13 protein-coding genes are annotated in these 13,305 nt (G+C 66.8%); 11 read left to right on the forward strand and 2 right to left on the reverse strand.

Going from position 1 to position 13,305, the window contains the following annotated elements:
* Window positions 1-17: 17 nt before the first annotated feature.
* Both AAFP35_RS00290 and AAFP35_RS00295 read right to left on the reverse strand, forming a co-directional pair.
* A complete protein-coding gene (locus tag AAFP35_RS00290) occupies window positions 18-1,277 on the reverse strand; it encodes an allantoate amidohydrolase (RefSeq protein ID WP_419219509.1) in 1,260 nt (419 codons plus the stop codon).
* Complete coding sequence (locus AAFP35_RS00295; protein WP_419219510.1) at window positions 1,274-1,894, reverse strand: HutD family protein; 621 nt, start codon at window positions 1,892-1,894, stop codon at window positions 1,274-1,276. Before AAFP35_RS00295 ends, AAFP35_RS00290 begins: the two co-directional genes overlap by 4 nt.
* A 144-nt stretch (window positions 1,895-2,038) precedes the next feature.
* Between AAFP35_RS00295 and AAFP35_RS00300 the strand changes: the two genes are divergently transcribed.
* From AAFP35_RS00300 to pcaC, 11 genes are all read left to right on the forward strand, one after another.
* Window positions 2,039-2,941, forward strand: coding sequence for a LysR family transcriptional regulator (locus AAFP35_RS00300; RefSeq protein WP_419219511.1), 903 nt, complete (start codon window positions 2,039-2,041; stop codon window positions 2,939-2,941).
* A gap of 159 nt (window positions 2,942-3,100) precedes the next feature.
* Entirely contained in the window at window positions 3,101-4,447 is a 1,347-nt protein-coding gene (gene glnT, locus AAFP35_RS00305) for a type III glutamate--ammonia ligase (protein ID WP_419219513.1), read from the forward strand.
* Window positions 4,448-4,554: 107 nt separating this feature from the next.
* On the forward strand, window positions 4,555-5,460 hold the full coding sequence (locus AAFP35_RS00310) for a glutamine amidotransferase (RefSeq protein ID WP_419219514.1): 906 nt from the start codon (window positions 4,555-4,557) through the stop codon (window positions 5,458-5,460).
* Window positions 5,448-6,140 carry a protein glxC gene (locus tag AAFP35_RS00315; protein WP_419219515.1) on the forward strand — a complete coding sequence of 231 codons (693 nt, stop codon included), beginning with the start codon at window positions 5,448-5,450 and terminating at the stop codon, window positions 6,138-6,140. Before AAFP35_RS00310 ends, AAFP35_RS00315 begins: the two co-directional genes overlap by 13 nt.
* A 43-nt stretch (window positions 6,141-6,183) precedes the next feature.
* Window positions 6,184-7,545, forward strand: coding sequence for an FMN-binding glutamate synthase family protein (locus tag AAFP35_RS00320; RefSeq protein WP_419219516.1), 1,362 nt, complete (start codon window positions 6,184-6,186; stop codon window positions 7,543-7,545).
* A 438-nt stretch (window positions 7,546-7,983) separates the two neighbouring features.
* Window positions 7,984-8,820: a hypothetical protein gene (locus AAFP35_RS00325; RefSeq protein WP_419219517.1), complete on the forward strand. Its 837-nt coding sequence runs from the start codon at window positions 7,984-7,986 to the stop codon at window positions 8,818-8,820.
* A 288-nt stretch (window positions 8,821-9,108) separates the two neighbouring features.
* Entirely contained in the window at window positions 9,109-10,290 is a 1,182-nt protein-coding gene (locus AAFP35_RS00330; RefSeq protein WP_419219518.1) for a 4-hydroxybenzoate 3-monooxygenase, read from the forward strand.
* Window positions 10,275-11,114, forward strand: coding sequence for a protocatechuate 3,4-dioxygenase subunit beta (gene pcaH, locus AAFP35_RS00335; protein WP_419219519.1), 840 nt, complete (start codon window positions 10,275-10,277; stop codon window positions 11,112-11,114). Before AAFP35_RS00330 ends, pcaH begins: the two co-directional genes overlap by 16 nt.
* Window positions 11,111-11,665 carry a protocatechuate 3,4-dioxygenase subunit alpha gene (gene pcaG / locus AAFP35_RS00340; protein ID WP_419219520.1) on the forward strand — a complete coding sequence of 185 codons (555 nt, stop codon included), beginning with the start codon at window positions 11,111-11,113 and terminating at the stop codon, window positions 11,663-11,665. The genes pcaH and pcaG overlap by 4 nt, the downstream gene beginning before the upstream one ends.
* On the forward strand, window positions 11,662-12,882 hold the full coding sequence (locus tag AAFP35_RS00345) for a lyase family protein (RefSeq protein ID WP_419219521.1): 1,221 nt from the start codon (window positions 11,662-11,664) through the stop codon (window positions 12,880-12,882). The genes pcaG and AAFP35_RS00345 overlap by 4 nt, the downstream gene beginning before the upstream one ends.
* Window positions 12,879-13,256 (forward strand): 4-carboxymuconolactone decarboxylase, encoded by a 378-nt coding sequence (pcaC, locus tag AAFP35_RS00350; RefSeq protein WP_419219522.1) that lies wholly within the window; start codon window positions 12,879-12,881, stop codon window positions 13,254-13,256. Before AAFP35_RS00345 ends, pcaC begins: the two co-directional genes overlap by 4 nt.
* The last annotated feature ends 49 nt before the right edge of the window (window positions 13,257-13,305 follow it).

Here is a 13,305-nt window from a genome sequence, read left to right on the forward strand (position 1 = left end):
TCAGGGATCTCACGGGATCAGAAGGTCTTGGGGATCAGGACAGGACGGGTGATCAGATCGGCGAGCACGGTGGCCAACGCGTGACCGCCGGCGTCGGCATCCGGGTCCTCGACGTACTCGTCGGGGGAATGGGAGATTCCGGTGGGATTGCGCACGAAGAGCATGGCCGTGGGGATCTCCTCCTTGAGGACTCCCGCATCATGGCCCGCACCGGTCGCGAGGATCGGGGCATCGGGAAGGACGTCGGACAGGGTGCCGCGCAACAGCGGGTCGAAGTCCACACGCGGGCTCATCGAAGCCTCGGTCAAGGTCATCGAACATCCTTCGGCCGCAGCATGTTCCCGGGCTCCCGCGGCGATGTCGGTCACCAGGGCCGCGACCACGGCATCGTCATCGTGGCGGACGTCGAGCCAGAGGTCGACCCGGGACGCGATCACGTTACTGCCGCCCGGTACGGGATCGAGTTTGCCGACGGTGGCGCGCGCACCCTCGATGGCTCGACCCGATCGGCGGATGTCGAGCACCGTTGCGGCGGCTGCGACCATCGGGTCCCGACGATCGCTCATCAAGGTGGTCCCCGCGTGATTGCCCTGGCCGGAGAACGACAGTCGCCACCGCCCGTGTCCGAGGATCGACGAACCGATCGCGATGGGTGCGCCGTGGTCGATGAGGCCGCGGCCCTGTTCGACGTGCAGTTCGACGAAGCAGCCGAGTTGGGCGAGCCGTTCGTCGTCGCGACCGAGGTGACGAGGATCGAGACCGTGTCGTGCCGCGAGATCGGCGAAGGACGTACCGTCGGCGTCGACGAGTTTCGCGGCACGCTCGGGTGTCACTGCGCCTGTCATCAATTGTGAACCGAGACAGGCGAGTCCGTAGCGCGAGCCCTCCTCCTCGGGGAAGACGGCGAGAGCCATCGGGCGGGTCGGGCGCACTCCTCGCGCCTGCAATGTCTCGACGGCCGCCAAGGCGGCAGCGACACCCAGCGGCCCGTCGAACGCGCCACCGCCGGGTACCGAGTCGAGATGGCTGCCGGTGACCACGGCGTCACGGAGCGGAAGGTTTCCCGGGTTCCACCACGCCCACAAGATCCCGTTGCGGTCGGTCTCCACGTCGAGGTCCCGCCCGCGGGCTGCCCCGACGAACCATTCGCGGAGTTCGAGTTCGGCGGTGGAGTACACCGGTCGGCTGTACCCGCCGCGGGCACGATCGACGCCGACGTCGGCGATCTCGTCGAGCAGGGTGCTGACCGCGACGGTCGGAGTCGTTGACTCGATCATGGAACTGTCCTCTCTGGTGTAGGGCCTTCGCCCCATGGCGTGACGTGCACGGCGGCCACCGTGGCCGCCCCGGTGATCTCCACCGGCGTGTTTCCGAGAAGTACTGTGTCCCAGCGCCTTAGCGGTACGTCATCGACGTGGAGAGTGCCCGCGAGGACGACCCATGCCACGCCGTCGGTGGTACCTGCCATGGCGGCCCCACGGTGATGTCGCAGGGTGAGTGCGCCACGCAGCGTCCGGCGTCGCGTCATCAGATTGAGTAGTTGGGTCGCACCGCGGGTGGGGTGGGCGTGCACTGTGTCCTCGCCGGCGAATGTCACGCGGTCGAGCAGCGCCAGCGTCCGGCGCTGTCCGCCGATGGTCAGGTCCACCGGGTTGTCGCCCACCACGACGGCCATCCGGTCGACATCGGGGAAAGCCGAGAAGCAACAGTCGGTGTCGATGTCGGCGAGACTCAATGTCCAGTCCGGCTCCGGCGACGGTGTGCCGCCTGCGGCGATGCGTCGGGTGGTGCCAGCGCCGTTGCGCCACCGTGTCGGCGACAGTGCGGCGGCCGTGCGGATCTGATGGGTCTGCCGAGTCGGCGGAGCACTCGCCGCCGTACCGGCAGGGGCCATGTCGAGGTTCCATCTCTCGTGAACGAGTGGTGTCGTCGCCGACACCGGGTAGCGACCTGTGGGTGACAGCGTCGAATATCAGTAGACGAGCCGGATTGGGAAAAATCCAATACATGTTTGGCCAGGATTGTTCTGGAGAGGAGAATGATCGGTGTGGAGCTACGTCACCTGCGGTATTTCCGGGTCCTCGCCGAGGAGTTGCATTTCGGGCGGGCGGCCGCCCGGCTGCACATCTCGCAGCCGCCCCTGACCACGCACATCAAAGACCTGGAGCGCGAAATGGGCGTGCAGTTGTTCGACCGCACGACGCGACGGGTGGGCTTGACGGCTGCCGGTGAGGTCTTCGCGGGTCGTGTGGTCGACCTACTCGCCGACCTCGATGACGCAATCGACGAGGCGCGCGACCACGCGGCCGGCCGGCGTGGCCGGGTTCGTGTCGGATTCGTGAGCTCGGCGAGTGGCACGGTCTTGCCCCCGGCGTTGCGGCTCTTCCGGGAGATCCATCCTGCGGTGCGGGTGCAGCTCTCGCCGTTGACCACCCGCGAGCAACTCGACGCTTTGTCTGCCGGGGACCTCGATATCGGACTCGTCAGGTCCGGAGGTGCCGAATCGGGCCTGGTCGTCGAGCCGTTGCTGGTCGAGCCGATGGTCGCGGTGCTCCCGATCGAGCACGCGCTTGCGCGTCGGGGCGAGGTGGACATCGTCGATCTGGTGGGGGAGCGACTGATCCTGTTCCCCCGCGACCTGATGCCGGCGTACGTCGCGCAGATCTGGTCGATGTTCGCTGGTGTCGGCGCGGAGCCCGTTGTCGTCCAGGAGGCGATTCATCACGAAACCGTGGTGGGGCTGGTTTCCGCGGGCGTCGGGATCTCCGTCTTGCCGGGCTCGGTGTCACGTTTCCGGCCCGTCGACGTCGTCGTCCGCCCGATCGTCGGCGCACCGACGACATCGCTGATGATCGCCCGTGCGCCCGACGTCGACAATCCGGCTGTCGTCGGGTTCGTGGAATGTCTACGTGCCGCCCAACGGGTGGACGAACAGCCGTAGTGAGGTCCGTGGGGGCCGACGGGTCGCGATCCCGGGCTGGATACGCAGGACTCACCGCGATGTAACGCGTCTGCAATAAACGAACGGTCTACTCGGTGTAGACAAAGTTTCCCAATAGCAGACATACTGATTCCCGACACCCCACATCGGAGACCCACCATGACCGACCGCAACGAACTGGCCGAGCTGTGTGCCGCCACTGGAACCAAGTTTCTCCTGGCGATGTTCGTCGACCTCCGGGGCAAGCCGTGCGCCAAGCTCGTCCCTGTCGAAGCCGTCGAGGAACTCGCCACCGACGGTGTCGGTTTCGCCGGCTACGCGGTCGGTGCCATCGGTCAGGAGCCCAAGGACCCCGACCTCGTGGCCGTTCCCGACCCGGCATCGTTCACACCCATCGGGTTCATCAAGGAAGGCCTGGCGATCGTCCACTGTGACCCGTACGTGGAGGGCAAGCCGTGGCCGTTCGCCCCGCGAAACATCCTCCGGTCCCTGATCGCGCAGGCGGCGGACGCCGGTTTCGAGCCGTGGGTGGGTGCGGAGGTCGAGTACTTCCTGCTCAAGCGGGCGGCCGACGGAACCTTGGTGACCGCCGACGATGCCGATGACTCGAATCAGCCGTGTTACGACGTTCGTGGGCTCACGCGGATGTACGACCACCTGACCACCGTCTCCACCGCCATGAATCAACTCGGATGGAGCAACTACGCCAACGATCACGAGGACGGGAACGGCCAGTTCGAGCAGAACTTCAAGTACGCGGAGGCGCTGATCACCGCCGACCGTGTGATCACCCTTCGCTACCTGCTCTCGACGATCGCCGCTGCACGCGGGATGGTGGCGACGTTCATGCCGAAACCGTTCGCTGAGCGCACCGGTTCCGGTCTGCATCTACACCTCTCGTTGACCTCGGGAGGCGCGCCGGTGTTCCCCGGGGCCCCGGACGAGGACGATCGTGGGCTCGGATTGTCGCCCACCGCCTATGGATTCGTCGGCGGCGTTCTCGAACACGCAGGGGCCCTGCAGGCGCTGATGGCCCCGACCGTCAACTCCTACAAGCGAACCGGGGCCACCGCCACCCGCTCGGGAGCCTCGTGGGCTCCCCGTCGCCCCACCTACGGCGGCAACGACCGAACACACTACGTGCGCATACCCGATGAGCAGCGCGTCGAGTTGCGCGGCGGTGACGGATCGGCCAATCCCTATCTGGCGATCGCCGCGGCACTCGGTGCCGGACTCGACGGGATCAAGCGCAGTCTCGATCCGGGTGCGATCGGCGGATGCCCCGCTCATGTCGACACCCTGCCGCTCACGCTGCTGAACGCGGTCGAGTCGTTGGAAGCCGACCCGGTCGTCACCGGCGTCCTCGACTCGGCGATGCCCGACGATTGGCCCGACGGCAAGGGCCGGGTCTCGGAGTATTTCTCGACGATCAAGCGAGAAGAGTTCTTCGCCTGGCACGCCGCGGTCTCGGCGTGGGAGATCGACAACTACCTGACCGCATTCTGACCGCCGTCGGCCGGTCGATACCGCCGAATCGGCTGTGCGGGAACGCGCACCATGCGACGGACCGCCGAACCTCCGTATGGAGACCACGTCACGAGAAAGGCCCACATATGTGTGGAATCGTCGGGTTGCATCTACGCAACCCCGAACTGTACCCGCGACTCGGTGAACTGCTGAGCGTGATGCTCGGCGAGATGCAGGACCGGGGCGCCGATTCGGCAGGGATCGCCGTTTACGGCAACCCCGACTGGTCACCTCCCGGGCAGGGGTGTGTCTCGCTGCTCGAGACCGGCGTCGATGCCGGAGGTCTCGACGCTGCCTCGACGGCCGTGGGTGACGCCCTCGGCGCGGCAGTGACCGGGTCGCTCGTGGACGACACGCTGGTGCTCAGCGCGGACGTCGACTCCGAGGCGCTGCTCGCTGCTGCAGTCTCGGTGTACCCCGACGTTCTCGTCGCCGGATTCGGTGCCGATCTGACGGTGTTGAAAGGCGTTGGTGCACCGCGAGATCTGGTGCAGTCCTGGGATCTGCGTTCGGCGGGCGGGTGGCAGGGGGTCGGCCACACGCGGATGGCGACGGAGTCGGCGGTGACACCGTCGGGTGCGCATCCGTACGCGGTGGGTCCCGAGCAATGCCTGGTGCACAACGGTTCGTTCTCCAACCACGCCACGATCCGTCGTGAACTCCGCTCTGCCGGAGTGGAGTTCGACAGTGAGAACGACACCGAGGTCGGTGCACGGTTCGTCGCACACCAGCTCGCGCAGGGGCGGGACGTTCAGACCGCGCTGAAGGAACTCTGCGCGACCTTCGACGGCTTCTACACATTGGTCGTCTCCGACCACGACTCGTTCGCGGTGGTCCGTGACGCGATCGCCTGCAAACCGGCGGTGATCGCCGAAACCGACGACTGGGTCGCCATGGCCAGCGAATACCGCGCGCTGGCCGAACTACCCGGCGTCGAGAACGCACGTATCTGGGAACCCGAGCCGGAGGTCGTCTACGCATGGACACGTTGAGCCCCAACCACTTCTTCGATCTCGCCAGCACGCCGCTACGTGAGGTGAACACCGCCCTGCACGGCGACATCACCGGGGAGATCGTCATCGGCAACCCGTCCGGAGCCCACAGCGTGGCCGCGGGGGTCAATGCTCCGGTGAAGATCACCATCGACGGCCATGTGGGCTACTACGCCGCAGGCATGAATCAGCAAGCCGAGGTCACCATCAACGGCAATGCCGGAACCGGGGTGGCCGAGAACATGATGAGCGGCACGGTGGTCGTGAAGGGCAACGCCTCACAGTCCGCGGGGGCCACGGCGCATGGAGGGCTGCTCGTCGTCGAAGGCGATGCCGCGGCTCGGTGCGGCATCTCGATGAAGGGCGTGGACATCGTCGTCGGCGGCGACGTCGGACACAACAGTGCATTCATGGCCCAGGCCGGGCGCCTCGTCATCAGGGGTGATGCGGCCGACGGACTGGGGGACTCGATCTACGAGACGCGCATCTATGTGCGCGGTGAGGTCGGGTCGCTGGGTGCCGACTGCGTCGCGAAGCCGATGCGTGCCGAGCACATCGAGGAACTGACCGGGCTGTTGAAGGCGGCCGGCTATCCCGACGACGACCCGCGGGCGTATACGCGCTATGGCTCCGCCCGGGCCCTCTATCACTTCCACGTCGACAATTCCGCCGCGTACTGACCGCAGGCAGCCACCCGTCCGGGGCGAGAAACGGAGCAACATCATGACCGACGACCTGACCGTCGAACAGCGCGGGCTGCGCGAGTCCGCCACATTCGACCGCACCACCATCGCCGCCATACAACGGGCGGCGGACACCGGCATCTACGACATCCGCGGGTGGGGTGCCAAGCGCAAACTCCCGCATTTCGACGATCTGCTGTTTCTCGGCGCGTCGATGTCGCGCTATCCGCTCGAAGGCTATCGCGAAAGCTGCGGCACCGACGTCGTTCTCGGTACACGCAACGCGAAGTACCCGCTGCACCTGGCCACTCCGGTCACCATTGCCGGGATGAGCTTCGGCGCCTTGTCCGGGCGGGCGAAGGAGGCGTTGGGACGCGGTGCATCCGAGGTGGGAACGTCTACGACGACCGGTGACGGTGGCATGACCCCCGAGGAACGTGGACAGTCCAAGCATCTCGTCTACCAGTATCTGCCGTCGCGCTACGGCATGAATCCCGACGACCTGCGCCGCGCCGACGCCATCGAGGTCGTGCTCGGTCAGGGTGCGAAGCCCGGCGGGGGAGGAATGTTGTTGGGCCAGAAGATCTCCGAACGAGTCGCGGCGATGCGCACCCTCCCCGAGGGGATCGATCAACGCAGCGCCTCCCGGCATCCCGACTGGACCGGACCCGACGACCTCGCGATCAAGATCAACGAACTGCGTGAGATCACCGACTGGGAGAAACCGATCTACGTCAAGGTCGGCGCGACCCGCACCTACTACGACGTCAAGCTGGCCGTGCACTCCGGCGCCGATGTCGTCGTGGTGGACGGGATGCAGGGCGGCACGGCGGCCACCCAGGACGTCTTCATCGAACACGTCGGTATCCCGACGCTCGCGGCCATTCCGCAGGCCGTGCAGGCATTGCAGGAACTGGGTGTCCACCGGAACGGGACGAGCGGAGCGACGGGAGATGGGGGAGTTCAGCTGATCGTCTCCGGCGGTATCCGTAACGGGGCAGACGTCGCCAAGGCCATGGCCCTGGGTGCAGACGCCGTCGCCATCGGCACCGCGGCGTTGATCGCATTGGGCGACAACGACCCCCGGTACTCCGACGAGTACCAGAAGCTGGGCTCGGCTGCCGGCTACTACGACGATTTCCAGGACGGCAAGGACCCCGCGGGGATCACCACCCAGGACCCCGAGCTCGCTGCGCGCTTCGACCCCGTCGAAGGCGGCCACCGCCTGGCCAACTTCCTGCGCGTCATGACGATGGAGGCCCAGACGATCGCGCGAGCATGCGGCAAGGCGCACGTGCGCCACCTCGAGCCCGAAGACCTGGTCGCGATCTCGATCGAGGCTGCCGCGATGGCACGCGTGCCCCTGGCCGGCACCAGTTGGGTTCCGGGGACGGGTATCTGACCGCACCCGGCGAACGTTCGGCGCGAACGTTCAGCGGAAAAGTGCCCGGGGGCTGGTCTGGGGAGAAGTGCCCGGGGCTGGTGTGGTGCAGAGTGCCCGGGGGCTGGTGTGGCGGAAATGCGCCCGGGAAATGGGTCCGGGGCTGGTCTGGCGGAAATGCGCCCCGGATATGTGCCCTCCTCAGCACCGCGAACGGCGACACGCCGTCGATGTGCCTGCCGCAGAGCATTATTCCTGGGTGCTTTTCCGCGACCACGATCTCGGAGTCCGCAACCACAGACTCGGCGACCACGATCTCGGAGTCCGCAACCACAGACTCGGCGACCACGATCTCGGCACCGGCCATCTCGGGATTCACAATCTCGGAATGCTCCACAGTTGCGGACGGATTCACCGTCGGTAGCTCTCGCGGCCGAGTGTGCACGCGAGAGTTCCTTCATGGATTACGAGACTCTGGTCGAGCGCTTCGGAGGCGTTGTCGCGACCCGGCAACTGATCGGTGCAGGGTATGACGAGAAGGCGATCAGCGTGGCTGTCGACGACGGCGCGCTCGACCGGCTCCGTCACGGGTGGTTCGCGACGGGTGCTGCCGAACCCGCGGTGGTCGAGGCGGTTCGCGGCGGCGGCCTGCTCACCTGCGTCTCGTCGTTGCAACGGCATGGGCTGTGGATTCCGGAAGGACATGAAGGCGTGCACTCCCGGGTGACACGGTATGGGCGCCGCCACGGACCGGACGGATGCCGTCGGTACGGGCGTCCGTCTCCCGCCGTAGGGGCGATCGACGATGTTGCGACGTCGCTGCACTACGCGGCCCGGTGTCTCACCCTGGAGGAGTTCATCATCGTGTGTGATTCGGCGCTGCACCACCGCAAGCTCACCGACGACGACCTCACTCAGGAGTTCCGCCGATCACCGGACAGGATTCGCACGGCGATCACGAAGTGCGACCGTCGCGCCGCGTCGGGCACCGAGACGGCGGCACGCCTGCGACTGCGATCCGCCGGACTGGCCGTCGAAGTACAACACGAGGTTTCCGGAGTCGGCTGGGTGGATCTCCTGGTCGGCGGATCTCTTGCCATCGAACTCGACAGCCGCGACCACCACACCGGGGCGGACAACTACGAATCGGATCGACACCGGGATCGTCTGCTCATCGCCCTCGGGTACATCCCGCTCCGACTGACGTACGGGCAGGTGTTCCGGCACTGGGAGTCCACCTACGCCGACATCGAGCGCATGATCCGTCGTGGGATCCACCGTCGACGAGTCGGTTGAGTCGTGGAGATCGCACGGGGTCTCGCGCAGGCTGGCCCTGCGCCGGAAATGTGCCGGAAATGCGCCCGCGAGAAGCGCCCATGAGAGCGCGGTCACCGACGACTCGCCGGGCAGACCCCGGACATGCGGGTGCATGTCCTGGGTGCATCTCCTGCGCTCTCGACCCGTACCCGAGGCTCGCCCGCCAAGGCCTCCCCACTTTCACTGAGCGAAAACCTGTCGTCGACAGCTGTGAGCCCGGCCTCGTAGCGTTCCGTGCATCGTCAGAGATCACAGAGCGGAGGCGGGATGAGCGATACGGTCACCCGGACACAGGTCGCCATCGTCGGCGGCGGGCCCGCGGGCCTGATGCTCTCGCACCTGCTGCACGTTGCGGGCATCGAGAGCGTCGTCGTCGACAACCGCACCGTCGAGCAGATCGAGACCACGCATCGAGCGGGCATCCTCGAGCGCGACAGCGTCCGGCTACTGGTCGACACCGGAGTGTCCGACCGGGTGCTGCGCGACGGTCACGAACACGAGGGCATCGCGCTGCGCTTCGACGGCGTCAGTCACCGCATCGACTTCCAGAAGTTGGTCGGGGCGTCGTGCTGGCTCTACCCGCAGACCGAGGTGTTCATCGACCTTCATCGGGCGCGTACCCGCGACGGTGGTGACCTGCGCTACGGCATCACCGACACCGAGGTGACCGGGGTTCTCGACGCGCCGGTGGTCGAGTACACGGCCGCCGACGGCACGCGCAACCAGATCACCGCCGACCTCGTCGTCGGCGCCGACGGATCGCGCAGCATCTGCCGACCACTCGTGGCGAACGCGCGACAGTACTTCCGCGAGTACCCGTTCGCCTGGTTCGGTGTGATGGTGCAGGCGCCGCCGAGTGCGCCCGAACTCATCTACAACCGTTCGCCGCAGGGCTTCGCCCTCATCAGCCAGCGCACCGACACCGTGCAGCGCATGTACTTCCAGTGCGACCCGACCGAGGACCCGGCCGAGTGGTCGGACGACCGGATATGGGAACAGCTGCACGCCCGGCTCGCCGGCCATGACGGCTTCCGGCTGATCGACGGCTCGGTGCTGGAACGCACAGTGCTGCCGTTCCGCAGCTTCGTCCAGGCACCGATGCGGCACGGGCGTCTGCTACTGGCGGGCGACGCCGGACACACCGTCCCGCCGACCGGTGCCAAAGGCCTCAATCTCGCCCTTGCCGACGTGCGGGTGTTGGCCGAAGAGATCGAACGGGCCGTCGGCAAGGGAGACGACGACGCGCTCGACACCTACACCGAGCGGGCGTTGTCGCGTGTCTGGAAGGCGCAACACTTCTCCTACTGGATGACGACCATGCTCCACAATGCTTCGGACGTATCGGAATTCGACGACCAGCGCCAGCTCGGAGAACTCAACTCCCTGGTCTCCTCGGAGGCCGGCTCCACCTATCTCGCGGAAGGGTACACAGGATGGCCACACCACTGATCGAAGGCTCCGACGACAGCGCCGAGGCCTTCGACGAACACGGCCGCGTCTCGTCGGATGCCGGCCAGGGCACGCAGCGTCAGATCAGCGACGAGATCGCCGCGCTGGCCGCCGACTACGAGCACGCACTCGCAGAGGGTGCCGAGCCGGAAACAGCTTCGCGACTGGAGTTTCCGCCGTATCGGTCGAGTCTGCTCCGGCATCCCACCAAGAACTTCGCGCACACCGATCCCGAGGGGATCGAACTGTCCTCACCCGCGTTCGGGCACCGGGACGTGGACCCACTCGAGGCCGATCTGACAATCCAACACGGCGGCGACCCGATCGGCGAACGCCTCGTGGTGACCGGCCGGGTTCTCGACGGCGACGGTCGACCCGTGCGCAACCAGCTCGTCGAGGTGTGGCAGGCCAACGCCGCGGGCCGCTACATCCACAAGCGCGATCAGCATCCGGCGCCGATCGACCCGAATTTCACCGGCGTCGGCCGGTGCCTGACCGATGACGACGGCTGGTACCGGTTCACCACCATCAAGCCGGGTCCCTATCCGTGGAAGAACCACCACAACGCGTGGCGACCCGCCCATATCCATTTCTCGGTCTTCGGCACCGCGTTCACCCAGCGGTTGGTCACGCAGATGTATTTTCCGGGCGATCCGCTGTTCGCGTTCGACCCGATCTATCAGGCGATCGTCGACCAGCGGGCGCGGGATCGACTCGTCGCCGCCTATGACCACGATCTGACCCAGCACGAGTGGTGCACCGGATACCGTTGGGACATCGTCCTCACCGGCAACGGCCACACCCCGATGGAGGAGCAGCAGTGACGCTCGCACCCACCCCCGGCCAGACGGTCGGGCCGTTCTTTCACTACGCGCTGCCCTTCGATGGCGGCTCGGAGCTCGTCGGTCCGGGTCATCCCGATCGAATCCGACTGCACGGCACCGTCTTCGACGGCGCAGGCGAACCGGTCCCGGACGCCCTCGTCGAGATCTGGCAGGCCGACGGTCAGGGACACGTGAGTCGCGAGCCCGGGTCGCTGCGACGAGACGGGTTCACCTTCACCGGATTCGGGCGGGTGCAGACCGATCGTGTCGGTCACTACTCGTTCGCCACCGTGGCTCCGGGCCCGGTGGCCCCGGGGACGGCTGCCTTCTTCTCGGTCTGTGTGTTCGCCCGAGGACTTCTCGACCGCCTCTTCACACGGGCCTATCTGCCCGACAGCACACGTGCGCTCGCTGCCGATCCGCTGCTGAACACCGTGCCGGACGAGCGTCGCGCAACTCTCGTCGCGGTCACCGACGCCGACGGTTACCGCTTCGACATCCATCTGCAGGGCGACGGCGAGACGGTGTTCCTGGACCACGGTGGCCGGTGAGCAACCTTCTCTGGCCGGGCGACCACAGAGCCGGTGACCTGTTCACCGACTCAGCGTTTCTCGATGCGATGCTGCGGGTGGAGGCCGCCTGGTCGACCGGTCTGGTCGCGGTGGGAGTCGCACCGCCGGGCGCCGAGGTGTCCGTCGAGGTCCTGCGGGATCTGATCGGCGACAACGCCGTCGACGAGATCGCCATCGCCGCGGAGGCGGGCGGCAACCCGGTCATCCCGATGGTCAGAAACCTTCGATCCAGATTGGGTGACGGGCCGGCGGCCACCTGGCTGCACCGCGGCATGACCAGCCAGGATGTCGTCGACACGGCGCTGATGTATTGCGCAGCAGACACGTTCGCGCAGCTTCGGGAAGAGGTCGATCGACAGATCTCGGCGCTGTCCGGTCTGGCCGTTACACACCGCAAGACATCGATGGTCGCGCGGACCCTCACGCAGTCGGCCGTGCCGATGACGTTCGGTCTCAAGGCGGCGCAATGGTTGCGCGGTGCCCTCGATGCCCGCGACGATCTCGGACGCTCGGAGTTCCCCGCGCAGTTCGGCGGTGCAGCGGGAACCTCTGCCGCGATCGTCGAGTTGGCGGGGCCGGATGTGGGTGCCGCGGTGGCGATCGAGGCCGCGGTACACGCCGCCGCCCGACTCGGGTTGCGACCGTCGTCACCGTGGCACTCGGTGCGTACGGCCATCACGAGGGGTGCCGATGCGGCACTCGGGTGCACCGATGCGTGGGGCCACATCGCCAACGACGTCCTCACCCTGTCCAGACCGGAGATCGGTGAGGTGACCGAAGGCGAGGGCGGGGCGTCCTCGACCATGCCGCACAAGGCGAATCCGGTGCTGTCGGTACTGATCCGTCGCACTGCGCTGGCCGCACCGCCGCTCGGTGCAACGCTCCATCTGGCCGCCGCGGATGCCGCAGACGAACGCAGTCCGGGTGCTTGGCACGTCGAGTGGGACACATTGCGTATTCTGTTGCGACGCACCGCTATCGCCGCACAACAGGCCACTCGTCTGGTGACCGGACTGCGGATCCACGCCGATCGGATGTCGGCGAACCTCGCGGCGACTGGTGCGGCGATCACATCCGAACAGTCGACCATGGCCGAGGTCGCCGGTCACGAACCCGCAGACGAGTACCTCGGCGCGGCACAACTTTTCATCGATGCTCAACTCGACAGGGCCGTGGTGCGAAAGGAAGACCGATGAGCAGATACGACGAGGGCATGACCGTCCGCCGTGAAGTGCTCGGCGACCGCCACGTGGACGCCGCGACGGCCGCGATCACCGACGTCACCCGCGAATTCCAGCAGTTCATCACCGAGTACGCGTGGGGTGGCATCTGGACGCGTCCGGGTTTGGACCGTCGGAGTCGCTCGATGATCACCCTCACCGCTCTCATCGCGCGGGGGCATCACGAAGAACTCGCCATGCATCTGCGTGCTGCGCTGCGCAACGGGCTGACGCGCGACGAGATCACAGAGGTTCTCCTGCAGTCGGCGGTGTACTGCGGGGTGCCTGACGCCAACACCGCCTTCCGCATCGCGACGCGGGTGTTCGCGGAGATCGACGCCGCCGACTGACGAGGCCGCTATCCTCGACCCCACCCGGTGGATTTTCACTGAGTGGAAT

This window comes from Gordonia sp. CPCC 206044 (genome assembly GCF_048537895.1).
GTDB lineage: Bacteria > Actinomycetota > Actinomycetes > Mycobacteriales > Mycobacteriaceae > Gordonia.